Source organism: Alcanivorax sp. HI0044 (genome assembly GCF_001634945.1).
The window spans coordinates 1-24,288 of the sequence record NZ_LWEZ01001571.1 but is presented as its reverse complement, the minus strand read 5'-3'; the positions used below and the strand labels follow the sequence as shown (position 1 = coordinate 24,288).

Below are 24,288 nucleotides of genomic sequence, written 5' to 3'. Positions count from 1 at the left end.
GCGAAAGATCAGTTGAAAGTTCAAAGTGAAAAGTTGGAAAGGAAAATCCAGGGAACTTTTCCGGCCACCCCTCTCCATTTTCGTAGCTCGTAGCTCGTAGCTCGTAGCTCGTAGCTCGTAGCTCGTAGCTCGTAGCTCGTAGCTCGTAGCTCGTAGCTCGTAGCTCGTAGCTCGTAGCTCGTAGCTCACTCAGCGTAGGTACAAAACCCCTGCGGCCCCAGGTTCACCGTGGTAGAGCACTCCCACTCAATACGCTGCATGCCCCCTTCCACCGGCCAGGTGGTTAGCTGATGGCCATCCAGACGGCCCGCCAGCTCCAGTTTCAACATGCCACCATCCAGTAGATACGCCCGCTTTATGCGTTTGCCGGTCACCTGCTCCTGGGCCACCCCCATATCCGTCAGGCTGTCTGGCCAGGTGCCACCGGACAGATAGTATTCCGTCATATGCATGCGCAAGGCATTGACCGTGCTGAAGGTCTGGGCCAGTTCGGAACGATCCCGGCTGCTGCTGAATAACTCCCAGGTTTTCGGGTCAATCCCAGGCGGCGGCGCATCCCTGGGTTCACTGGGTGATGCCGGGGTTTCAGGAATGGCGACACGCCGGGCAAGGGCATCGATGTCCCCTTCGTAGCGGGCGCGCAGGGAGCAGCGACTGCCCGTCCAGCGTTGCCCCTGCAGGGACGGCGTCTCGCTTTGCAGCTGGCTCAGGTAAGCGTCCCGGAGCAATGATTCCGGCCTGTCCTGTTTCTTGTAGGCCTGCTGGCGCTGCCGATATTCATCGGTGGCCGCGATCACACTGAGCAGGCTGACGTGAAGCTCTTCAGTCATCAACTGTAGGGCACGACCACAGACTTGCTGCTCGGTTTCTCCCTGCCCGGCCCGTTCCACCTTGGCCAGGGCCAGTGACATGGCCATGACCGGCGCCCCCAGCACCAGTAACATAGCCGCAATAACAATACGCATCCCTTCCCCCCTTTGCTTCCCTTACAAACCTGTCTAGCAAGACCAAGCAACCCCGAAGCAGCACCAGCATGGCGACGCGCTATTTTTGTTTTTAGCGTCCGCCGTCATGCGTCTGGCATCCAGCGTTTCTATTTCTGGCTCAACTCCACCACCGCCTCAATAAAGACCCTGGCGTGCTCCGGATCCACCTGCGGTGTAATACCATGCCCCAGATTAAAAATATGCCCGGGATGATCACCAAAATCATCGAGGATACGTTTTACTTCAGCCCGGATCGCCTCAGGCGACGCGTAAAGCACGGCCGGATCCATGTTGCCCTGCAGGGCGACCTTGTCCCCCACGCGCCGACGCGCGTCTCCAATATTGATAGTCCAGTCCAGCCCCAGTGCATCACAGCCGGTGGCCGCCATGGATTCGAGCCACAAGCCGCCGTTCTTGGTAAACAGGATAACGGGCACCTTCCGGCCCTCGTTGTCACGGATCAGGCCGTCCACAATCTGCTGCATGTAACGCAGGGAGAATTCTTTATAGGCTTCTGCCGACAGCGCTCCGCCCCAGGTATCAAAAATCTGTACAACCTGGGCGCCATGACGAATTTGCGCGTTCAGGTAAGACGTCACTGACTGGGCCAGCTTGTTCAGCAGGGCATGGGCCACGTCAGGCTGACTGTAGACCATGGCCTTGAGATGGCGGAAATCCTTGCTGGAGCCGCCTTCCACCATGTAGGTGGCCAGCGTCCAGGGGCTACCGGAAAAGCCGATCAGAGGAACGCGGCCGTTCAGGGCTCCACGAATGGTGCTCACCGCCTTCATCACGTAACCCAGATCGGTTTCCGCATCGGGAATCGGCAAGGCGGCCACATCCGCCTCAGTGCGCACCACCTTCCTGAATTTCGGCCCTTCCCCGGTTTCGAAGTACAAACCCAGCCCCATGGCATCGGGGATGGTCAGGATGTCGGAGAACAGGATCGCCGCGTCCAGCGGGTAACGCTCCAGCGGCTGCAGCGTCACTTCACAGGCCAGATCCGCATTCCTGCACAGATCCATGAAGGACCCGGCATGTTCACGGGCAGCCCGGTATTCCGGCAGATAGCGACCCGCCTGGCGCATCATCCAGATGGGGGTGCGGTCTACCGACTCACGGTTCAAGGCACGGAGGAAGCGATCGTTTTGCAGGGGAGCGAAAGTCATTGTCAGTCCTAAATCCTGGCGGGACGCCCTATGCCTGAGGCCGGACGCTCAACCCGCTTCTGATAGCATTGCGGCTCCGCAAAGAGTCTCTGCGGAGCCGCAACATTTCTGGCACTACTGTTTTAAAGCGTCTGACGTCAGGCGTCCAGCCTTAGGCGTGATTAAACATCCAGGTAATCAAGGATCCCTTTGGCCGCTTCACGGCCTTCCCAGATGGCCGTCACCACCAAGTCGGAACCACGCACCATGTCACCACCGGCAAAGATCTTCTCATTGCTGGTCTGGAACGGGAATGCCTGCTCCTCGATCGCCATAACGCGGCCGGAATCATCGGTGTTGATGCTCTTCGCATCAAACCAGTCCGCCGGGCTGGGGCGGAAGCCGAACGCCACGATCACCGCATCCGCCGGCAGAATTTCTTCACTGCCCGGGATCGGCTCAGGGCGGCGGCGACCATTGTTATCCGCCTCACCCAGCCGGGTTTCCACTACCTTGACGCCAACAACCTTGCCATCTTCACCCACCACTTCAATGGGCTGACGATTGAACAGGAATTGCACGCCCTCTTCCTTGGCATTGGCCACTTCCTTGCGCGAACCCGGCATGTTTTCTTCATCACGACGGTAGGCACAGCTGACACTTTCCGCCTGCTGGCGGATAGAGGTGCGGTTGCAGTCCATGGCGGTATCACCACCACCCAGCACCACCACACGCTTGCCCTGCATATTGATGAAGTCGGCTTCGTCTTTTTCAAAGCCCAGGTTACGGTTGGCATTGGAAATCAGGAACGGCAGCGCTTCAAACACGCCGTCCAGCTCTTCACCCGGGAAGCCGCCTTTCATGTAGGTATAAGTACCCATACCCATGAAGACCGCATCGTATTCGTCGAGCAGCTCATCGATGGTGATATCCTTGCCCACTTCTACGCCCAGGCGGAATTCCACACCCATGCCTTCAAACACTTCACGGCGCTTGGCCATGACCGGTTTTTCCAGCTTGAACTCGGGAATGCCGAAGGTGAGCAGGCCGCCAATTTCTTCATAGCGGTCGAACACTACCGGCTTCACACCGCTACGTACCAGCACATCAGCACAGCCAATGCCGGCAGGGCCTGCACCGATCACCGCCACTTTCTTGTCGGTCCACACCACCTTGGACATGTCTGGGCGCCAGCCCATGGCCAGCGCCGTATCGGTGATGTACTTCTCGGTGGCACCAATGGTCACTGCACCAAAACCGTCGTTCAGGGTACAAGCCCCTTCACACAGACGATCCTGAGGACATACCCGGCCACAGACTTCCGGCAGGGAGTTGGTCTGGTGACTCAGCTCCACCGCTTCCAACAGGTTGCCTTCGCTGATCAGCTTCAACCAGTTGGGAATGTAGTTATGGACCGGACACTTCCATTCACAGTACGGGTTACCGCAATGCAGGCAGCGGTGTGCCTGATGCTCTACTTCCCGGGTTTCAAACGGGTAGTAAATTTCTTCGTACTTGTGTTTGCGGTCTTCAATGTCCTTTTTCTTCGGATCGTGCCGGGGCACGTCGAGAAACTGGAAATTATTGCTCAAACGTTCAGCCATGGTATCCCCCGTTATGCCGGATTGGCGCGCGTGCTCTGCAGCAGGTTTTCCAGGCTTGCGGCCTTGGGCTTAACCAGCCAGAACTTGCGGCTCATGGCATCAAAGTTGTCCAGAATGTACTGGCCCCATTCGCTACCAGTCTCTTCCACGTAATCTGCGATTACGCCGCGCAGGTGACTGCGGTGAGACTCGGTGGCTTCGGAACTGATGCGATGCAATTCGATCAGCTCCGGGTTGATGCGGTCGAAGAAATCATTGTCTTCGTCCAGAACGAAGGCGAAACCGCCGGTCATGCCCGCACCAAAGTTGTGGCCAGTGCGGCCCAGCACGGTGATGGAGCCACCGGTCATGTATTCGCAGCAGTGATCGCCAGCGCCTTCCACGATGGCGTGTGCCCCGGAGTTACGCACCCCGAAACGCTCGCCCGCGGTGCCGGCAGCGTACAGCTTGCCGCCGGTGGCACCGTAGAGGCAGGTATTGCCGATGATGGCGGTTTCCTGGCTCTTGAACGGGCTGCCATTGGGCGGACGAATCACCAGCTTGCCGCCGGCCATGCCTTTGCCCACGTAGTCGTTGGCGTCGCCTTCAATATACATATGCAGGCCGCCGGCGTTGAACACACCGAAGCTCTGCCCGGCGGTACCGGTAAAGCGAACCTTGATCGGCGCGGTCTCCATGCCCAGATTGCCGTGCTGCTTGGCAATCTCACCGGACACACGGGCGCCCACGGAGCGATCACAGTTGGTGATCTCGTAATGGAACGAGCCACCAGATTTACTCTCGATGGCGGTGCCCATGTCAGCCACCATCTTCTGGCTCAGCACAGCCTTGTCGAACGGCTCGTTGCGGGTCACCTGACAATGGGTGGGCTTGTCTGCCGGCACCAGGTCATTGCGCAGAATCGGGGTCAGGTCCAGCTTGCCCTGGCGCGCGGTTTCGCCTTCCAGCACTTTCAGCAGGTCGGTACGGCCGATCAGCTCGGGGATGCTCTTCACACCCAGCAGCGCCAGCAATTCACGCACTTCCTGAGCCACAAAGGTGAAGTAGTTGATCAGCAGTTCCGGCGCACCAATGAAGTGCTCCTTGCGCAGATCTTCACGCTGGGTAGCCACACCGGTAGCGCAGTTGTTCAGGTGACAGATCCGCAGGTACTTACAGCCCAGCACGATCATCGGCACGGTACCGAAACCGAAGGACTCGGCCCCCAGAATCGCCGCCTTGATCACGTCCAGGCCGGTCTTCAGACCGCCGTCTGTCTGCAGGCGAATCTTGTCGCGCAGGTCGTTACCCCGCAGCGCCTGATGCGCTTCCGCCAGGCCCAGCTCCCAGGGGGAACCGGCGTAGCGGATGGAGGTCAGCGGGCTCGCCGCGGTGCCACCGTCGTAACCGGAAATAGTGATCAGATCCGCGTAGGCTTTCGCGACACCGGACGCCACCGTACCGACACCGGGTTCGGACACCAGCTTCACAGACACCTGCGCATCCGGGTTGACCTGCTTGAGATCAAAGATCAGCTGGGACAGATCCTCAATGGAGTAGATGTCATGGTGCGGCGGCGGTGAAATCAGAGTAACACCGGGCACGGAATGGCGCAGGCGCGCAATCAGCGCATTCACCTTGCCACCGGGCAGCTGGCCACCTTCACCGGGCTTGGCGCCCTGAGCCACCTTGATCTGCAGCACTTCGGCGTTGACCAGATAATGCGGGGTCACACCGAAACGGCCAGAGGCGATCTGCTTGATCTTGGACACACGCTCGGTGCCATAACGGGCCGGGTCTTCCCCGCCCTCGCCTGAATTGGAACGGCCACCCAGACGGTTCATTGCCGTGGCAATGGCTTCGTGGGCTTCCGGGCTCAACGCCCCCAGAGACATACCAGCGGAATCGAAGCGCAGCAGGATATTTTCCAGCGGCTCCACTTGATCCACGTCGATGGCGTCCACGTCATCGCGCAGGGCAAACAGATCACGCAGGGTCGCCACCGGACGCTTGTTAACCAGCTCGGCGTACTCTTTGTACGCGTCGTAGTCGCTGTCCTGGGTGGCGCGGTGCAGGGCGTAGATCACGTCCGGATTGAAGGCGTGATATTCCTTGCCGTGGATATACTTGAGGATGCCGCCCGCATCGATGGGCTTGCGTTGCTTCCAGGCATCCTTGGCCAGGTTTTGCTGGTCTTCCTGGAAATCCTCGAAGCCCGCACCTTGAATCCGGCTGGGAACACCTCGGAAACACAACTCTACCACTTCGCTGTTGATGCCGATGGCTTCAAACAGCTGGGCACCCCGGTAGGAGGTAATGGTGGAGATCCCCATCTTGGAGAGAATCTTCATCAGGCCCTTGTTGATGCCTTTACGGAAGTTCTTTTGCAGCTCCACCGCATCGCCCAGCAATTCGCCGGAACGCACCATGTCAGCGATCACGTCATAGGCCAGATACGGATACACTGCGGTGGCACCGAAACCGAACAGCACAGCAAAGTGATGGGAATCACGCACCGTGGCGGTTTCCACGATGATGTTGGCGTCGGAGCGCAGACCTTGTTCGGTCAGGTAATGATGCACCGCCCCCGTAGCCATCAAGGCATGGATGGTGAGCTTGTCCTGGGCAATGCCATGGTCACTCAGCACCAAAATCACATTGCCATCGCGTACCGCCGTTTCCGCTTGCTGACACAGATCCAGCACCGCCTGCTTGAGGCCGATCTCGGCGTCATAGTGCAGGCTCAGCTTGGCCGTCTGATAACCCGGACGCTCGATGTTGATCAGGTTGGTGAACTTGGAGTGCGACAGCACCGGGGTAGAAAGAATCGCCCGGTCGGCATGGTCCGCAGTCTCTTCGAACACATTACGCTCGGCGCCCACACAGGTTTCCAGGCTCATTACGATGGCTTCGCGCAGCGGATCGATGGGCGGGTTGGTGACCTGGGCAAACTGCTGGCGGAAGTAGTCGAACAGGGAACGCTCGCGACGGGAGAGTACCGCCATAGGCGTATCATCGCCCATGGAGCCGGTGGCTTCCTGGCCGGATTCTGCCAACGGGCGCAGCACCTGATCACGCTCTTCAAAGCTGATCTGGAAGAATTTCTGGTAGCTGAGCAGATCCTGCGGGTCCACCTCATCGGTACGCCCCACTTCGTGGTCGTAGTCCGCTTCGATGCGCAGCGCGTTGCTTTTCAGCCAGTCACGGTAGGGGTGACGCACTTTCAGACGGTTATCGATGTCCTTGGTGTGCAGCACCTCGCCGGTTTCGGTGTCGATAGCCAGAATCTGGCCTGGCCCAACACGGCCCTTGGCCACCACGTCTTCCGGCTTGTAGCTGTAAACGCCGATTTCCGAGGCCAGGGTAATAAAGCCATTCTTGGTAACCACCCAGCGGGCCGGGCGCAGACCGTTGCGGTCGAGCATACAGACAGCGTAACGGCCGTCCGTCATTACCAGGCCGGCAGGGCCATCCCAGGGCTCCATGTGCATGGAGTTATATTCGTAGAAGGCACGCAGATCCGCATCCATGGTTTCCACGTTCTGCCAGGCAGGCGGAATCATCATGCGCACGGCACGGAACAGGTCCATGCCCCCGGCCAGCAGAATTTCCAGCATGTTATCCATGCTGGAAGAATCCGAACCGGTGCGGTTAACCAGCGGGCTCAGTTCTTCCAGGCCCGGCAGCAACTCATTCTCGAACTTGTTTTCCCGAGCCAGTGCCCAGTTCCGGTTACCCTGCACGGTGTTAATCTCACCGTTATGGGCCAGGTAACGGAACGGCTGGGCCAGCGGCCACTGGGGCAGCGTGTTGGTGGAAAAGCGCTGGTGGAAAACGACAATCGCCGTTTCCATGGCGCTGTCGCCCAAGTCCGGGAAAAACACCGGCAGATCCACCGGCATCATCAGGCCTTTGTAAGACATGACAGAGGCGGACAGGGAACAGATATAGAAGTAGCCGTCGTTCTCGATGGCTTTTTCCGCATGGCGACGGGCAAAGAACAACCGACGGTTCAGCTCCTGCTCGGAGTTGCCGTCTGCCGCCACCATCACCTGCCAGAACCCCGGCAGGGACGCACGCGCCAGATCACCCAGGCAGGCCGGATCGGTAGGCACTTCGCGCCAGCCGAGCACGGCAACACCCTGGGCTTCCAGGGCCGCATTGATTGCGCTCTTCTGCTGCTCGGACTGATCCGCGTCCGGGTGGGTAAATACCATCCCCACACCGTAATTGTCCGGCAACGTAATGGATTGCTCTTCCGCGACCTTGCGGAAGAAAGAATCGGGTTTCTTAAGCAACAGACCGCAGCCATCACCGGTTTTTCCGTCGGCATTAATGCCGCCCCGGTGTGTCATGCACGTAAGTGCTTCAATAGCAGTTTGCAGAAGCTCGTGGCTGGCCTGGCCCTCCATATGGGCGATCAGACCAAAACCACAGTTGTCCCGGAATTCTCCGGGCTCAGTGAGCCCCCGCACCAGCGTTGAGTTCTGCTGCATGAAAACCTTTCCTCTTGAAATTCAGAGACTTACAGAAGGCAAATGGCGTCAAGAAAACGGTGACGGCAAAAAAGGGATATGCATTCTACACATTGCGCGCTTGGGCGACAAATTGAACAGTCACCCAAGGCGCTTTTTTATGCTTAAAGTTCGCCGCGAACATCGCCCATCTTGCGAGGAAAAGGCCCCGCTGAGCGTAACTTTGCTGGCAACGTCGACTTTGCATCAAGCGCTGCCTGACGGCTGGAATAGTCCCCGGCGAGCACCAGAAACACGGTTTTTCCATTCCGTTTGGCCGGATAATAGGCCCCCTTACGATCCAGCTGGTCCAGCACCGCACGGGCATTCGCTTCCTGGCTGGTGGCGGTAATCTGCAAAAACCAGCGATTGTCATCCAGCGCCGCGAGCCAGGCCGCCTGATTATACCCCGAGGTTTCGGCTGGTGCTTTTTCTTGCTCCGATTGCGAAGCGGCTTTGCTCTCCACCTTTTCTGGCTTTACTGACGCAGATTCATCCGGCTTGTCAGGTGCCGGCGCCACCGCCACTTCCTGTTGAGCCTGAGCTGGAGAAGATTGCATAACCGGATCAGTCACTGGCGCCAGCTGTACATTGCTGTTCGGCGCAGCCTCAGCCTTGCTTTCTTCGTCTTCCGGCTCCGCCCCGATATCCTCAAGACGCGCCACCGGCTCCATGGTCGGCTTCAGCGGTGTAACCCCGGGCTCCCGGGGCGCAACCTCTTGCTGTTTCGACGGCACCGACTCCGGCACAGGCAAAGCCAACTGGCGGGAATCCTGCGCCGCATCCTCATCATCGCCGCCAGAAAGCACTGACCACAAGAGGATCACCACCAACAACAGCCCCACAACAGCAGCCCCGTGACGCCAGGGAGCAGTGGCACGGGACGCTGGCGCCGTATCAGCCGGCGGCACAGGCGCTTCGGCATCAACATGATTATCGTCATCTTCATCATCGCTGGAGCGCGCGGAAAAGCCCGGCATATCACTCATGCCGTCATCGGTCTCGCCCGCTTCAGCGGCGCTGTCCTGGCTGTGCGTGGCCGCCCCTACCGGCACCGCCGCAGCGGACCCCCGGGTACCCTGCAACAGCCCCAGCAGAGCACCCGGCAACCCCTCACTACCGTGCGCCAGCCGCTCTGATTCGTCCTCATCCAGCTCCTCGCCAGCAACAAACCAGGCAAAATCCTGCACATCATCCGCATTCAATGTTGGCAGATCCAGCACGTCATCCACGGTAAAGTCCACGGACTTGAGCGCTTCGACGGTGCCCGGCAGCCCCCCGAACAGGTAGCACAACCGCGCGCCCAGTTTCTGCTTGAGGGCCGCCATGGTGGCCAGCGCATCCGCTCTCACGTCTTCACTGTTATCCACCACCACCACCAGGCGACCATCACTCAGGGTGTCACGCAGCATTTGCGGCAGGTCAGCGCGGTCAATATCGAAATGACGCAGCAACGCGTCGACCACCACATTGGCATCATGGGGCTCACTGCCATCGATGCGAACCACTTCCATGTCGGCCAGCAGCGCCATCACTGCCTGCCCGAGCAGAGTAGACACACCGCTGCCCGTGTCGCCTTCTATAGCCACTACCGAGCCCAGCCCGGCATGGGCAGTCATGGCATCCAGGAAATCCCCTCGCGAGGCCCCGCTATAGAAACGTTCGTCATCATGCTCCACAAAAAGCCTCCAGCGTTTTTTGCAATGCCACTTCATCATAGTCGGCCGTTACCACAGCCTTACCCAGCGCGCGCAACAGCACAAGGCGTAACTGGCCGTTATGAACCTTCTTGTCCATGGCCATTAGATCGACAAATTGTTCCGGCGTCATATCTTTAGGGGCCGCCACAGGCAGCCCCCAAGTGGACAGCAACGCCACCACGCCCGGCTCCAGATCATCCGGCACCCAGCCAAGCTCAGCCGACATCCTGATCGCCATCAACATGCCCACGGCTACCGCCTCGCCATGCAACCACTGACTGTAGCCCGTAGCCGTCTCGATCGCGTGCCCGAAGGTATGCCCCAGATTCAACAGGGCACGATTGCCCTGCTCGGTTTCATCGTCCGCCACCACCTGCGCCTTGTTTTCGCAGCTACGGAAGATGGCCTCGGAGATGACCGACTCTTCTCTGGACAACAGCTTGCTGTTATTGGTTTCCAGCCACTGGTAGAAATCCGGATCACGGATCAGGCCATATTTGACGACTTCCGCGTAACCGGCAGCCAGCTCCCGCTCCGGCAGAGTACCGAGAACGTCGGTATCGATCAGCACAAGTCTCGGCTGATGAAAGGCCCCGATCATGTTCTTGCCACGGGGGTGATTTACCGCCGTCTTGCCCCCCACGGACGAGTCCACCTGTGCCAGCAGCGTGGTCGGCACCTGAATAAAATCCACACCACGCTGATAGCAGGCCGCCGCAAAGCCCACCATGTCACCAACCACACCGCCTCCCAGCGCGATCAACGTAGTCGTGCGCGAATGACGTTTAGCCATCAAGGCATCGAAAAGGGTTTCCAGGGTGTCCAGGGTCTTGTATTTCTCACCGTCAGGGAGAATCAACGTATCGCACTGGATCGCGGAGAACTGCGCCTCCAGCGCCGCCAGATACAGCGGGGCGATGGTTTCATTGGTGACAATCATCACCTGATTACCGCGTACCTGCTCGGCCAGGGGGAAAGACGACAGCAAACCGGCCCCGATATGAATAGGGTAACTCCGCTCGGCCAAGGCCACCTGAAGTGTGCGCATTACAGCTCCCACAAACGATAATTCAGCAAAACAGACCAGAGATCAGCCCGGCAATTGCCTGCATTATCCTTGTGGGTGAGAGTCCAAACAAGCGAGCACGTCGTCGGCGACTTTTTTCAGGTTGCCCGATGCGGTCGAGACAACATGGTGAGCCACCTGCCGGTAGAGCGGATCGCGCTCAGCGAACAGGGCATCAAGCCGCGCCCTGGGGTCTGCCGTTTGCAGCAGCGGGCGGCCTTTGTCATTGCGGGTGCGCGCCAGCTGAACCTCTACCGGCGTCCACAGGTAGACCACACAACCGCGCTCATGGAGAAAGGTACGATTTTCCGGGGTCACCACAACCCCACCCCCGGTCGCCAGCACGATGCCGGACTCCCGGGTCAATTCGTCGATAACATCCTGCTCTCGCCGCCGGAAGCCCGCCTCGCCTTCCATATCGAAGATCCAGGGGATGTCCGCACCGGTCTTCTCCTCAATGACACGATCAGAGTCGAAAAACGGGCGATCCAGCAGCTGGGCAAGATGCCGGCCCAGGGTGCTTTTACCTGCACCCATGGGCCCGACAAGAATCAAAGGAACAACAGAATTAGTCTTGATCACCGATTAGCCAAAGCATCCTTCATCAACCGTGGCGTAATAAAGATCAGCAGCTCCTGCTTGTTATCACGCTTTACGGTATTTCTGAACAAGTTACCAATCCACGGCAAGTCACCCAGGAAAGGCGTCTTGGTCACGGAATTGATCTTCTCCTGCTGGAAGATACCACCGAGCACCACCGTCTCGCCATCATTGACCAGCACGGAGGTTTCTACCCGGTTGGTATTGATCGCCGCAGAGCCGTCGGAACTGAAGGAGTCGTTGTTGACTTTCAGCGTCATGATGATATTGCCATCCGGCGTGATATGCGGAGTTACCTCCAGGCGCAGCTCCGCTTCCACGAAGTCGATGGAAGTGGCACCGGAGGACGTGGCCACCTCAAAAGGCACTTGCTGACCAGAGGCAATCACCGCCGGCTGCTGATCCGCTGTCAACACCTTCGGAGTCGCCACCAATTCACCATGGCCTTCAGCCTCTAGCGCAGACAGCTCAAGCTCAATAAGGCCAGAGGTCAAGGAAGTAAAGCCAACAGCAAAACGGGAAGCACTTGCAGAATCTACACCCAAGTCAACCAATAAATCATCGGAGTTATCAGCACCAGGAATAATAAAATCCTGATCAATTTCGCCTGTAGTCGGGTCGATTTCGGTTTCCAGGTTAGTCCCATGCAAGTCCCTAATGGACTGCAAACGACCGGAAAACAGAGCGGACTCGCCATCATTGATAATGGACTCATTGTCATAACCCAGGCCGCCCCAACGAACACCAAATTCATCCGAGAGATCATTCGTTGCCACAACAACCCTGGCCTCAATCAATACCTGCTGAACCGGGATATCCAGCTCAGAAATCAAATCGCGAATTTCCGCCAGCTTGGCTTGGGTATCCTGCACAATAAGGGTATTGGTACGCTGATCCACCACCACGGAACCCCGATTACTCAGCAACGAGGCAGCCTTGCCACCAGCACTGCTGATCAGGGTTTTCAGTTCACTTGCGTTAGCGTAGTTGATACTTACATACTCGGTACGTAGTGGCGCCAGCGCCTCAATTTTCTTCTGACTTTCCAGCTCAAGCTGCTCCCGGGCAGCGATCTCGTCAGCGGGCGCCACAAGCAAGACATTACCTACCTGCCTCTTATCAAGCCCCTTGGTCTTCAAAATCAGTTCCAATGCCTGATCCCAAGGCACGTTCTGCAGGCGCAGGGTAATACGACCAGAGACTGTGTCAGAAGCCACCAGATTCAAGCCGGTAAAGTCTGCGATCAACTGCAGCACGGAGCGCACTTCAATGTCCTGGAAGTTCAAAGACAGCTTCTCTCCCGTATAAGCAAAAGCCTCCTTTTTCTTGCGCTCCGCGTCAGCCTTACTAACCGGCTTTACATTAATGCTGAATTCGTTGTCGGCCTGGTACGCCAGATATTCCCAGGAGCCCGTCGGCTCAATGGTAATTTGCACACTGCCGTCCACGCTGGCCGTTTCGATCATGCGAACAGGAGTGGCAAAATCAGTCACATCCAGCTTACGCACTTGATCATTATCGACACCGGCGCCCACGAAACGAGCAATGATTTTGCCGCCTTCCTCCTGCACATCCACCGGAATCGACGACTTAGACAGCTTCACAATAACCCGGCCTTCGCCACTGGTGCCGCGTCGAAAATCCACTCCGCTGACCACCGCATCACCGGCAGTTTTTACGTCCCCAGAGGCGGACATTGCTGTGTTGGCCTCTTCATCACCCAACACCACCACAAGGTCACTACCATCAACACTGGTGGAATACCCTGTCAGGGATTCCAGGTTAAAGATCAGGCGCGTTCTGTCCTTGGCTTCGACAATGGTGACACTGCGCGCATTGCCAGCCCCCAGGTTTTGCCGTTTCCCTGACACATCGCTATCAGCATTGATCAAATCCAGCGCGATCCGTGCCGGCTTTTCGATGCTATAGCCTTTGACTTCCGGCACACCGCCCTCAAAGCGCAGACGTACCTCCATGCTATCGCCGGAAAGGGAATTGGCTTCAATGGATTGCAATGTCCCCGCCATTGCCACGGCATTAAGGACACTCAGTGCCCCTGCCGCCAGAAACCCCGCCAGACGCCGGGAAGCGCTCTTTTTTATTTTCAATGTTGCACATTTCATAACTGGATCCCCAGCGACTGTTATTCGGAAATCGAGACGTTGCTGGCGCGTTCTACCCAGCCATCCCGACCATCCGGTACGATTTCAATCAAACCAACCTTGACCTCGCTAACATCTTTCACGCGGCCAAAGTTTTTCCCCATGTAATTGCCTGGTCGCACCCTTGTCACAGCTCCAGAAGGGTCTGCAATCAAAGCCTGGACCGGCTCGCCTGGCTTGGTGATCGTGCCAACCATGCGTAACGCATCCAGCGAAAAACGCTCCAGATATTCTTTTGGCCGAGCCAGATCCGGCTCGACATTTACGCCCTCGCGCACCAGAAGCAACTCCTGATCCTTGGGCGGACTAAACGGCGACCGCAACTGCTGCGCTGAATACGCATAGGTCGCGATCGGTTTAAACTCCGGCGGCGGCTCAATACGCCCTCGCGGCCGAGCTTTAATCTCTTCCAGCTTGGCATCCAGACCCGCCAGGTTCGCATTCGAACCGCACCCCACCAGGCCAAACATCGATACCGCCAACAGAGGCAGCAAGGCTATCTTAGAATATGCTTTCATTTTGCCCCCCTATTTCTTCTTGGCCTTGGATGGTTTGCTAGCTGCGCCGTCCTTGCTGGAATAACGGTAGGTCTTGGCAGTGATATCCATCTCAAGCAATCCAAGGGCCCTCAAGGCGTCATCCTTGGGGGGCTTGATTTCGAAATCATGCAGCGTCACGATCCTTGGCAAGGCCGCCACACCAGAGACAAAAGCGCCAAAACCGTGGTAATCACCGATCACACGAATATCAATCGGCAACTCGGCATAGAATTCTTTTTCTGCCTCTTTCTTCAGTGCAATGGTTTCGAACTCGAGCCCACTCCCCAAACCTGTATGCGTAATATCCTCAAGCAAGCCGGGCACTTCGGTGTCCTTGGGCAACTGCTTTAGAAGCGCACCGAAGGTCTGCTCCATTTCCGCAAGCTGGGCACGAAACTGATCCAGGTTATGCGCTTCAAACGCTTTCTTCTCATAACTTTTCAGCAACGACGATTCTTCACGTTGCTGCTGATCGAGAAGCTTATTCGCATCCTGAATAACAAAGAAGTATCCCAGCGCCAGTACAGCGACCAAAACGAGTAACGCGGCACCGACTTTGACCGGTGTTGGCCACCCCCCCACATTTTCGAAGTCCAGACTGTTAAGCTCGTCCATCAACTCCCGTAAATCGAGATTTTTCAGCTCAGAGGCGTTCATTTTTGTTCTCCCTCTTTCTTGCTGTTCGGCGAGGACTGCTTCACGGTCAAGGTAAACTTATTCGCTTGGGAGCCATCCTCCAGCGCAGTCACATTCTGCAAATTGGCCTCACCAAACCACGGGGAGCCATCGAAATTACGCATCAACCGGGAGATGCGATTGTTACTTTCCGCCACCCCGGCAATGCTGTATACGTCCCCGATGCGCTTGACCTGAGAATAGAACACGCCATCAGGCAGGGTTCGCACCAATTCATCAAAGACATACACAATAGTTGGGCGATTTCCCTGAAGATTCTGAATAACCTCCATTCGTGCAACCAACTCATCCCGACGGGCTTGCAGCTCTTTAATTTCCTTGATCTTTTCGTTCAGCTCAGCGGTTTTGCTCTGGATATGACTATTGCGCGCACGCTGGTCCGCTATTTGCTGATCAACCACACTTTTCCAGCCGAAGAACAGTAAAGCCCCCACCACCGCTGCTACCACCAGCAGAACGATGAACTCCTGCTGCTGTCGCTTGCGGCGCTCTTCGCGCCAGGGCAACAGGTTAATTGTTGTTGTCATTGGTCAAAGCTCCTCAATGCCAGGCCGCAGGCAATCATCAATGCCGGGGCATCATTGGCAATGGCAGAGGCACTCACCTTGTTTGCCAGCGCCATGTCACTGAACGGATTGGCCACAGAACAGCCCGCCCCCACTTTCTCCTGAATCAGATCACCCAGATCGGCGATCGAGGCAGAGCCACCTGCCAGCAGGATGTAATCCACTTCATTGAACTGGGTGGAGCCATAGAAAAACTGCAGGGAACGATTCACCTGCTGAACGATGGCGTCCTTGAACGGCTGCAGCACTTCGCTTTCATAATCATCGGGGAGCTCGCCGGTTTTCTTGGCAAGGCCAGCCTCTTCCATGGAAATACCGTAGCGGCGCTGGATTTCCTCGGTAAGCTGCTTGCCACCAAAGAGCTGTTCACGGGTATAAACACTGCGCCCCTGATGGAACACGTTCAACGTGGTCATGGTGGCGCCGATATCAAATACCGCCACGGTTTCCAGCTCATCCGAGTTCGGCAAACCGGCCTGGATCAACTGGAAAGCACGCTCCATGGCGTACGCTTCCACATCCACCGCTTTCGGTTGCAGGCCACCGATTTCCAGTGCATCAGTGCGCATCTCCACGTTTTCGGTACGTGAAGCCGCAACCAGCACCTCTACCCGCTCATCGTTATTTTCCACCGGCCCCACGACCTGAAAGTCCATGCGAACTTCATCCATGGGATAAGGGATATACTGGTCGGCCTCGGACTTGAGCTGCAATTCCAATGCATCCTCGTCCAGATCCGCATCCATTTCGATGAGTTTGGTGATCACCGCGGAACCGGACACCGCCACCGCCGCGGTTTTCACCCCGGGGCGCGCACGGCTGACCAGGCGGGCAATGGCATCGCCCACACCTTCCACGTCGCTGATGTTTTTCTCGACAACCGCATTGGCCGGCAGAGGTTCAACCCCATAGCTCTCGACCTTGTAGCGGCCCCCTGATTTGGACAGTTCCAGCAGCTTGACCGCCGTGGAGCTGATGTCGATCCCCAGTAGTGTCTGGGCCTTTTTTCTGAGGAAAGGCAGCACTGTCGTCGTCCCGTCTGGTTATTATTGAAGTGTTTTTTCTTGCTAAAGATACACTTACACGTTTTTTATGTCGAATTACTTTAGGAGTTAGTAATAGCAGAACAGATATTAGATCACAACAAGCATTCCACCATATAATGACCCACTTCACGGGCCGGCTAGGCCTTTCTACCGATCCCAGCCAGTAGTTGCCGAAAACATGCGTTTACCCTCCTGGATCCGATACCTGCTGTTACTCCTTATTGCCGGCGCCGGCGGGGGCCTGACGGCGCTCGCCGCCTGCTACCTCTATCTGGCTCCCCAGCTACCCCCGGCAAGCCAGATTCGCGAGGTGGAATACCAGATCCCCCTGCGCATCTACAGTCGCGACATGAAGCTGATCGCAGAATACGGGGAGAAACGCCGTCAGCCAGTGACTTACGACGAACTGCCGGAACCGCTGATCCAGGCGGTACTGGCGGCGGAAGACGAACGCTTCTTTCGCCACAACGGCGTAGACCTGAAAGGCCTGCTGCGCGCCTTTGTGGAATTGGCCCGTTACCGGGAAATCCGCTCCGGGGGCTCTACCATCACCATGCAGGTCGCCCGCAACTTCTTCCTGGACCGGGAGCAGCGCTTTCTGCGCAAATTCAACGAAATCGTGCTCGCCATCCAGATCGAACGGGTCCTCAGCAAGGAAGAAATCCTTGAGCTTTATCTAAACAAGATTTACCTGGGGCACCGGGCCTACGGCGCCGAAGCGGCTTCCCAGGTTTATTACGGCAAGTCCGTGGGCGAACTCAGCCTACCCCAATGGGCCATGATTGCCGGGCTACCGAAAGCCCCTTCAGCCTATAACCCAATCACCAACCCCCAGCGCGCCCAGGTCCGACGCAACTGGATTCTGCATCGCATGGAAGAGACCGGCGCCCTCACCGCCGAGCAGCGCGAGCTCGCCCAGGCCGCCCCGGTCAGCGCCCGCTTCCATGCCGCCTCACCGGAAGTGGACGCCGCCTATCTGGGTGAAATGGCCCGCTTGCAGGCCATGGAATTGGTGGACGCCAATATCTACACCGACGGCATCCGCATCATCACCACGGTAGACAGCAAACGCCAGCAGGCTGCGGTCAACGCCCTGCGCAACGGCCTGCACAGTTATGACGAGCGCCACGGCTACCGCGGCCCACTGGCACAGCTGGACATCAGCGACGCCCCGGCCCTGCCCTCCCCCTCCGACGCGGACAGCGAAAAGCCCCCGGAAGACAGCACCGACAAACCCGTCGCTGCCGAAGAGGCTGAGCTGGAAAAGACCATCACCGGCCTGGACCCGGATGTCGCCGCCTGGGCAGAACGCATCAAGGACCAGCGCCGCATCGGTCCCCTGCAGCCAGCTATCGTTACCGCCGTGGGCGACAAGGACGCGGAAATCCTGTTCCGGGACGGCAAGCGCAGCCCGCTCGCCTGGAATGATATTCGCTGGGCCCGTCCCCAGCTCAACAACAAATACGTGGGCAAGGAGCCCACCCGGGCTGCCGACGTCCTCAGCAAAGGGGACGTCATCTACGTCCGCCCCGCCGGCAGTGGCGATGAGCGTCACTGGCGCCTGGCCCAGCTACCCAAGGCACAATCCGCCCTGATCTCGCTGGACCCATCCAGCGGCGCCATCGTGGCCCTGCAAGGGGGCTACAGTTTCTCTACCTCCAACTTCAACCGGGCCGTACAGAGCGAGCGCCAGGCCGGCTCCGTGTTCAAGCCGTTCATCTATACCTCAGCCATGGAAAACGGCTTCACCCCGGCCTCCATCATCAACGATGCCCCGGTGGTCTTTGACGACGACAAGCTGGAAACCGCCTGGCGCCCCACCGGTGCCAGCGGCAAGTTTTATGGCCCCACCCGCATGCGCGAAGCCCTGTACCGCTCGCTGAACCTGGTTTCCATCCGCATTCTTCGCCAGGTCGGCATCAGCCAGGCCATGGGCACCCTGAAGCGCTTCGGCCTGCCGGCAGACACCTTCCAGCGCGATCTGTCCCTGGCACTGGGCAGCGCCAGCGTGACCCCCATGGACATCGCCTCGGCCTACAGCATCTTCGCCAACGGCGGCTACCGGGTTACCCCCTGGAGTATCGTGCAAATCGAAAAGGACAACGGGGACGTGCTCTGGAAAGCGCCAGAGGTGGTTTTCTGCGAAAGCCCCTGCCGGCCGCCGCAAACCGATAACGCCCCCCAAGGCGGCATGACCGAAGTCGACACAGCCAATAGCGACAGCGATGACAGCACCACCCAGCCCCGCCAGCCACCGCCGGTCATGGCCCCGCGCGTAATCGACGCCCGCATTGCCTGGCTAATGAACTCCATACTGCAAGATGTGGTACGCCGTGGCACCGGCCACCAGGCCAACGGCCTGGGCCGCCGGGATCTGGCCGGCAAGACCGGGACCACCAACGATCAGGTGGACGCCTGGTTCTCCGGCTACTCGCCGGACCTGGTCGCCACTGTCTGGGTTGGCTTCGACAACCCCGCCTCTCTGGGCTGGGGTGAGTATGGCGGCAAGGCCGCCCTGCCCATCTGGATGGATTACATGGGGCCGGCACTGGAAGGCGTCCCTGACCGCCAACTGGAGCAACCTTCCGGCATCGCCACCGTGCGCATCGACCCGGACAGCGGCCTGCTGGCCCGCCCGGAGAACCCGGACGCCATCCGCGAGTATTTCATCCAAAGCCAGGTGCCCGATATGGAGCCAGCACGAGGACCGGGCGGGCACAGTGCTCCGGAGCAGATATTTTGACGCAGGAAGCATGACGCTCCATGCCTGATGCCCGATGCAAAGGCATAAAAAAACCGCCCCTCGAGGGCGGTTTTTTATGCATCAGGCATGGGACGTCCTGCGTCCGGCGTCATCACAACTCCGGAAAGATCTCGTCCAGCGAATTCAGCGGGTAGTGCGATGGGTAACCCTTACGGGCCACACCGCAATCCACCGCTGCCTTGGCCACAGCCGCAGACACCTTGCCCAGTAAACGCGGATCGTTCGGCTTGGGGATAATATAATCAGCACCAAACGTCAGCGGCTCGCCGCCGTAGGCATCCAGCACCTCCTGCGGAGGCGCGGTGCGTACCAGCTCGGCGATGGCATGTACCGCCGCGATCTTCATTTCCTCGGTGATGGACGTGGAACGCACATCCAGCGCCCCGCGGAACATGTACGGGAAACACAACACGTTGTTCACCTGATTGGGGAAATCCGAACGACCGGTCGCCACAATCGCATCCGAACGCGCCGCCTTGGCCACTTCCGGGCGAATTTCCGGGTCCGGGTTGGCCAGCGCGAAAATGATCGGCTTGGGCGCCATCTTCTTGACCATCTCCGGCGTGAGCATGTCAGGGCCAGAAACCCCGATAAACACATCGGCGTCTTCAACCGCATCATCCAGAGTGCGCTTGTCAGTATCGTTGGCCAGCGCCGCCTTGTACTGATTCAGGTCATCGCGACGGCTGTGGATTACGCCCTTGCGGTCCAGCACCAGGATATTTTCCTTGCGCGCGCCCATTTCGATCAGCAGACGCACGGACGCCACGCCGGCGGCACCGGCACCCACGCAAACGACCTTGATATCTTCGATACGCTTGTTCTGGATTTCCAGCGCGTTAATCAGGCCGGCACCCACCACAATGGCCGTACCGTGCTGGTCATCATGAAACACCGGCACTTCACACTGCTCTTTGAGGATCCGCTCGATCTCGAAACATTCCGGCGCGCGGATATCTTCCAGATTGATACCACCAAAGGTGCGATGGATACGCATCACCGTATCGATAAAGGCCTGGGAATCTTCTGCGTCCACCTCAATATCGAACACATCAATACCGGCAAACAGCTTGAACAGGATCCCCTTGCCTTCCATCACCGGCTTGGAGGCCAGCGCGCCCAGATTTCCCAGGCCGAGAATCGCGGTGCCATCGCTGATGACCGCCACCAGGTTGCCTTTGGAGGTAAAGCGGTAAGCCAGCTCCGGCTCCCGGGCGATTTCACGCACCGGCTCCGCCACACCCGGGCTATACGCCAGGCTCAGATCTCGACTGGTCGCCGCCGGCTTGGTCACCTCGACGCTGATTTTCCCTGGCCGCGGTTTGGCGTGGTATTCCAGGGCCGCCGCTTTTAAATCCTCGGACATGCTGGTCTCCGCTTCCCTAGTTGGGATATACAGTGTGTACGCAAGTACTTAACGTAAAAAGCACCCGGCAGGGTGCTTTTTACAATAGGCGCTGTGAAGACGCCGTATCAGTCCTTCTTGCTGCGCATCATGCCAAAGCGCTGCTTGAACTTGTCGATCTGGCCGCCGCTGTCGGCCTGCTTCTGCTTGCCAGTGTAGAACGGGTGACAGGCAGAACAAACGTCCAGGTCCATGGCGCCACCCTTGGTGGAACGGGACTCGATAACGTTGCCACAGCTACAGGAATAGGTCGCTGTCTGGTAATCGGGATGAATCTCTGGTTTCATTGCTAAGCTCCATTTTGTGTCGCTACCGGCCTCTACGACAGGCACCACACGGCTTGCGCCTGGGAAAAAGAAGGCGAATCATAACAGCTTGTCCCCATTCCGCAAGCGCAAAGCCGCCGCTGGCTCCAGGAAATTCCGTGTCACCGAAAAACACCCTGCAAATTGCCCTGCCCGTGCCCCTGCCCGGGTGTTTTGACTATGTTCTGCACGGCACCGTGGTACCCCCCCGGGGCAGCCGGGTCAAAGTCCCCTTCGGGCGGCGCACCCTGGTCGGCCTCGTACACGGCCACGCCCCCAGCGATTACCCGAAACTCAAGGCCGTGCAAGCGGTACTCGACGACGAACCGGTGATGCCCGACGAGCTCTACCAACTCTGCGAGCGCGCAGCCCGTTATTACCATCACCCGCTGGGCGAAGTACTCAATTACGCCCTGCCCACCCTGTTACGCCAGGGCAATGAGGCCCAGGCCAGCCTGGAAAAACGCTGGCAGATCACCGAACGCGGGCAACACGTCAGCGACGACCAAGTCAGCCGCGCCCCCCGCCAGCGGGACGCCCTGCACACCCTACGTGACCACCCGAAGGGGCTGAGCAGCGCCATGCTGGCGGCGCTGGAGGTAAGCCCACCCGCCTTGGCCAGCCTGCGCGACAAGGGCTGGGCCGAGCAAATCCAGGTAGACACCCGACCAGACGTAACCAAAGAGACCCTGGCCCAGGCCCCACTGGCAGCCAACGCCGAGCAACGCGCCGCCATTCAGGCGATTCAGGACGCTGACAGCTTCACCCCTTTCCTGCTCGACGGCATCACCGGCAGCGGCAAAACCGAAGTCTATCTGCAAGTCATGGCGCCACTGCTGGCCGCCGGCAAGCAAGTCATGGTGCTGGTGCCAGAAATCGGTCTGACCCCGCAAACCGTGCAACGCTTCAAGCAGCGCTTTGCCGTCCCGGTGGTCACCCTGCATTCCGGGCTCACCGACCGGGAACGGCTGGACAACTGGCTGGCGGCCCGGGAGGGCCAGGCGCGCATCATCATTGGCACCCGCTCCGCCATCTTTACCCCCATGCTCAATCCCGCCCTGATCATCGTGGACGAAGCCCACGATAGCTCCCTGAAACAGCAGGACGGCTTTCGCTACCACGCCCGGGATCTGGCCACCTGGCGCGCCCAGCAGCTGGGCATCCCGGTGGTTCTGGGCAGCGCCACCCCGGCCCTGGAAACCTTGCATCTGGCCCGGGAAGGCCGATTCCAGTGGCTCAGGCTGTCACAACGGGCCACCGATCAGAGCCGCCCGCCCATCGAAATCGTCGATGCCCGGCTGGCCGCTCCCGGCAACCCGCTACTGCCGCTGTCGCTGCAGGCGCTGAAACAATGCGTGGAGGCCGGCAATCAGGGACTGGTGTTCATCAACCGGCGCGGCTACGCGCCGATGATTCTCTGCCACGACTGCGGCTGGCAGGCGGAATGCAAACGCTGCGACAGCTTTCTCACCTGGCATCGCAGCGACCGCGCCCTGCGCTGTCATCACTGCGGTTACCAACAGCGCGTCCCCAGCCGCTGCCCGGACTGCGGCTCCAGCGCCATCCAGGAAGCCGGCAGCGGCACCGAAAAGCTCACTGAGCTACTGGAACAATCCCTCCCCGTGCCGGTAATCCGCATCGACCGGGATGCCACCCGGCGAAAAGGCGCCCTCGATGCACATCTGGCGCAGATCCAGAAAGGCGAACCCGCCGTCATGGTCGGCACCCAGATGCTGGCCAAGGGGCACCACTTCCCCAAACTGACACTGGTCGTGATTCTGGACATGGACGCAGGCTTTCTCAGCGCCGACTTCCGCGGCCCGGAGCAAGCCGCCCAGCTGTTATTGCAGGTGGCCGGGCGCAGCGGCCGCGAAGGCCAGGGCCGAGTCATCCTGCAAAGCCGCCACCCGGACCACCACCTGCTGCAACTGGCCGCCAGTGGCGACTATCCGCAACTGGCCACCACGTTGCTGGAAGAACGACAGATGGCCGGCCTGCCCCCCCATGGCCACCTGGCCCTGTTCCGCTGCGAAGCCATGGCCATGGGCACCGCCATGAACTTCCTGCAGCAGCTCAGCACCATTACCGTGCCGCCGGATGTCCATATTCTTGGCCCAATTCCAGCCCCCATGGAAAAACGCGCCGGCCGCTTCCGTACCCAGTTACTGCTGCAATGCGCCCAGCGCGCGCCCCTGCACCAGGCCCTGAACCTGTTACTGGAGCAGGCCCGCAAGCTCCCCGAAGGCCGCCAGTGCCGCTGGCACCTGGATGTGGATCCGATCGACATGCTGTGACAACGCCACACGTAGCACGCGACATGCACCACGCCGGAGCCCCGCATGGTGCGTGTTGCGTGAAGCGTGCTGCGAATCCTCGCCTTTTCCCGTACAATCGCCGGCCAGTCAAACGGCCCAGAGCCCTCCACAAAAGAATGTCATGAAAGAACGCCTGATATCCCTCATTGAAAGCGCCCTGGACACCCTGATCGACGACGGCACCCTGCCCGCCGACGCCAAGCGTCCGGTGCAAATCGACCGCACCAGGGACAAGAGCCACGGCGACTTTGCCACCAACATCGCGCTGATGCTGGCCAAACCCGCCGGCATGAAGCCCCGCGACCTGGCAGAAAAGCTGATTGCCGCCCTGCCCAGCGACAGCGCCGTGGCCAAGGTGGACATTGCCGGGCCCGGTTTTATCAATTTCTTCCAGGCGGACGACTGGCTCACCGGCTTGCTGGAGTCCGCCCTGGCCGACGACTTTCTCGGCATTGACCGGCCACAGCAGCCCCAGACCGTGGTGGTGGACTACTCCTCCCCCAACCTGGCCAAGGAAATGCACGTGGGCCACCTGCGCTCCACCATCATCGGCGACGCGGTGGTGCGCACCCTGGAGTTTCTCGGCCACACCGTGATCCGCCAGAACCACGTGGGCGACTGGGGCACCCAGTTCGGCATGCTGCTGGCGTATCTGGAAGAACAGAAAGCCGAAGAAGGCGAGCGCGAGCTAAGCCGCGAGCTGGCCAACCTGGAAACCTTTTACCGGGCCGCCAAACAACGCTTCGACGAATCCGACACCTTCGCCGACCGCGCCCGCGCCCTGGTGGTAAAACTGCAGTCCGGCGACGATTACTGCCTGAACCTGTGGGCAGAATTCAACCAGGTATCCCTGAGCCACTGCCAGGCCATCTACGATCGCCTCGGCGTCAGCC

General features: G+C 59.0%; 17 protein-coding genes. 3 read left to right on the top strand and 14 right to left on the bottom strand.

What is annotated here, in order from left to right:
- Positions 1-185: 185 nt before the first annotated feature.
- The 12 genes from A3730_RS23710 to A3730_RS23655 form a co-directional block, all read right to left on the bottom strand.
- Positions 186-965: a pilin gene (locus A3730_RS23710; RefSeq protein WP_063519329.1), complete on the bottom strand. Its 780-nt coding sequence runs from the start codon at positions 963-965 to the stop codon at positions 186-188.
- Positions 966-1,093: 128 nt separating this feature from the next.
- Complete coding sequence (gene hemE / locus A3730_RS23705; RefSeq protein WP_063519328.1) at positions 1,094-2,155, bottom strand: uroporphyrinogen decarboxylase; 1,062 nt, start codon at positions 2,153-2,155, stop codon at positions 1,094-1,096.
- Positions 2,156-2,316: 161 nt separating this feature from the next.
- Positions 2,317-3,738, bottom strand: coding sequence for an FAD-dependent oxidoreductase (locus A3730_RS23700; protein ID WP_063519327.1), 1,422 nt, complete (start codon positions 3,736-3,738; stop codon positions 2,317-2,319).
- A gap of 11 nt (positions 3,739-3,749) precedes the next feature.
- Positions 3,750-8,213: a glutamate synthase large subunit gene (gene gltB / locus A3730_RS23695; RefSeq protein WP_063539115.1), complete on the bottom strand. Its 4,464-nt coding sequence runs from the start codon at positions 8,211-8,213 to the stop codon at positions 3,750-3,752.
- Between the two features lie 143 nt (positions 8,214-8,356).
- Positions 8,357-9,910, bottom strand: a complete 1,554-nt coding sequence (locus tag A3730_RS23690) for an SPOR domain-containing protein (protein WP_082872516.1) — start codon at positions 9,908-9,910, stop codon at positions 8,357-8,359.
- Positions 9,900-10,979 (bottom strand): 3-dehydroquinate synthase, encoded by a 1,080-nt coding sequence (gene aroB, locus A3730_RS23685; RefSeq protein WP_063519746.1) that lies wholly within the window; start codon positions 10,977-10,979, stop codon positions 9,900-9,902. Before aroB ends, A3730_RS23690 begins: the two co-directional genes overlap by 11 nt.
- Before the next feature lie 63 nt (positions 10,980-11,042).
- Complete coding sequence (gene aroK, locus A3730_RS23680) at positions 11,043-11,579, bottom strand: shikimate kinase AroK (protein WP_082872515.1); 537 nt, start codon at positions 11,577-11,579, stop codon at positions 11,043-11,045.
- Positions 11,576-13,720 carry a type IV pilus secretin PilQ family protein gene (gene pilQ, locus A3730_RS23675; protein ID WP_063539113.1) on the bottom strand — a complete coding sequence of 715 codons (2,145 nt, stop codon included), beginning with the start codon at positions 13,718-13,720 and terminating at the stop codon, positions 11,576-11,578. Before pilQ ends, aroK begins: the two co-directional genes overlap by 4 nt.
- A gap of 20 nt (positions 13,721-13,740) precedes the next feature.
- Positions 13,741-14,277 carry a pilus assembly protein PilP gene (locus A3730_RS23670; protein ID WP_063519749.1) on the bottom strand — a complete coding sequence of 179 codons (537 nt, stop codon included), beginning with the start codon at positions 14,275-14,277 and terminating at the stop codon, positions 13,741-13,743.
- Between the two features lie 9 nt (positions 14,278-14,286).
- On the bottom strand, positions 14,287-14,955 hold the full coding sequence (locus A3730_RS23665; protein ID WP_063519750.1) for a type 4a pilus biogenesis protein PilO: 669 nt from the start codon (positions 14,953-14,955) through the stop codon (positions 14,287-14,289).
- Positions 14,952-15,521, bottom strand: coding sequence for a PilN domain-containing protein (locus A3730_RS23660; protein WP_063519751.1), 570 nt, complete (start codon positions 15,519-15,521; stop codon positions 14,952-14,954). Before A3730_RS23660 ends, A3730_RS23665 begins: the two co-directional genes overlap by 4 nt.
- On the bottom strand, positions 15,518-16,585 hold the full coding sequence (locus A3730_RS23655) for a pilus assembly protein PilM (protein ID WP_063519752.1): 1,068 nt from the start codon (positions 16,583-16,585) through the stop codon (positions 15,518-15,520). The genes A3730_RS23660 and A3730_RS23655 overlap by 4 nt, the downstream gene beginning before the upstream one ends.
- A 199-nt stretch (positions 16,586-16,784) precedes the next feature.
- Between A3730_RS23655 and A3730_RS23650 the strand changes: the two genes are divergently transcribed.
- Positions 16,785-19,349 carry a penicillin-binding protein 1A gene (locus tag A3730_RS23650; RefSeq protein ID WP_063539111.1) on the top strand — a complete coding sequence of 855 codons (2,565 nt, stop codon included), beginning with the start codon at positions 16,785-16,787 and terminating at the stop codon, positions 19,347-19,349.
- A gap of 112 nt (positions 19,350-19,461) precedes the next feature.
- Here A3730_RS23650 and A3730_RS23645 read toward each other — a convergent pair whose 3' ends face one another.
- Both A3730_RS23645 and rpmE read right to left on the bottom strand, forming a co-directional pair.
- On the bottom strand, positions 19,462-20,736 hold the full coding sequence (locus A3730_RS23645) for a malic enzyme-like NAD(P)-binding protein (RefSeq protein ID WP_063520784.1): 1,275 nt from the start codon (positions 20,734-20,736) through the stop codon (positions 19,462-19,464).
- Positions 20,737-20,843: 107 nt separating this feature from the next.
- The gene (rpmE, locus tag A3730_RS23640) at positions 20,844-21,062 is read right to left on the bottom strand and encodes a 50S ribosomal protein L31 (protein WP_063520783.1); all 219 of its coding nucleotides are present in this window, start codon (positions 21,060-21,062) and stop codon (positions 20,844-20,846) included.
- Between the two features lie 137 nt (positions 21,063-21,199).
- Between rpmE and A3730_RS23635 the strand changes: the two genes are divergently transcribed.
- Positions 21,200-23,374 carry a primosomal protein N' gene (locus tag A3730_RS23635; RefSeq protein WP_063539109.1) on the top strand — a complete coding sequence of 725 codons (2,175 nt, stop codon included), beginning with the start codon at positions 21,200-21,202 and terminating at the stop codon, positions 23,372-23,374.
- Between the two features lie 142 nt (positions 23,375-23,516).
- On the top strand, positions 23,517-24,288 hold a 772-nt coding region (gene argS, locus A3730_RS23630; RefSeq protein ID WP_082872514.1), incomplete at its 3' end, for an arginine--tRNA ligase.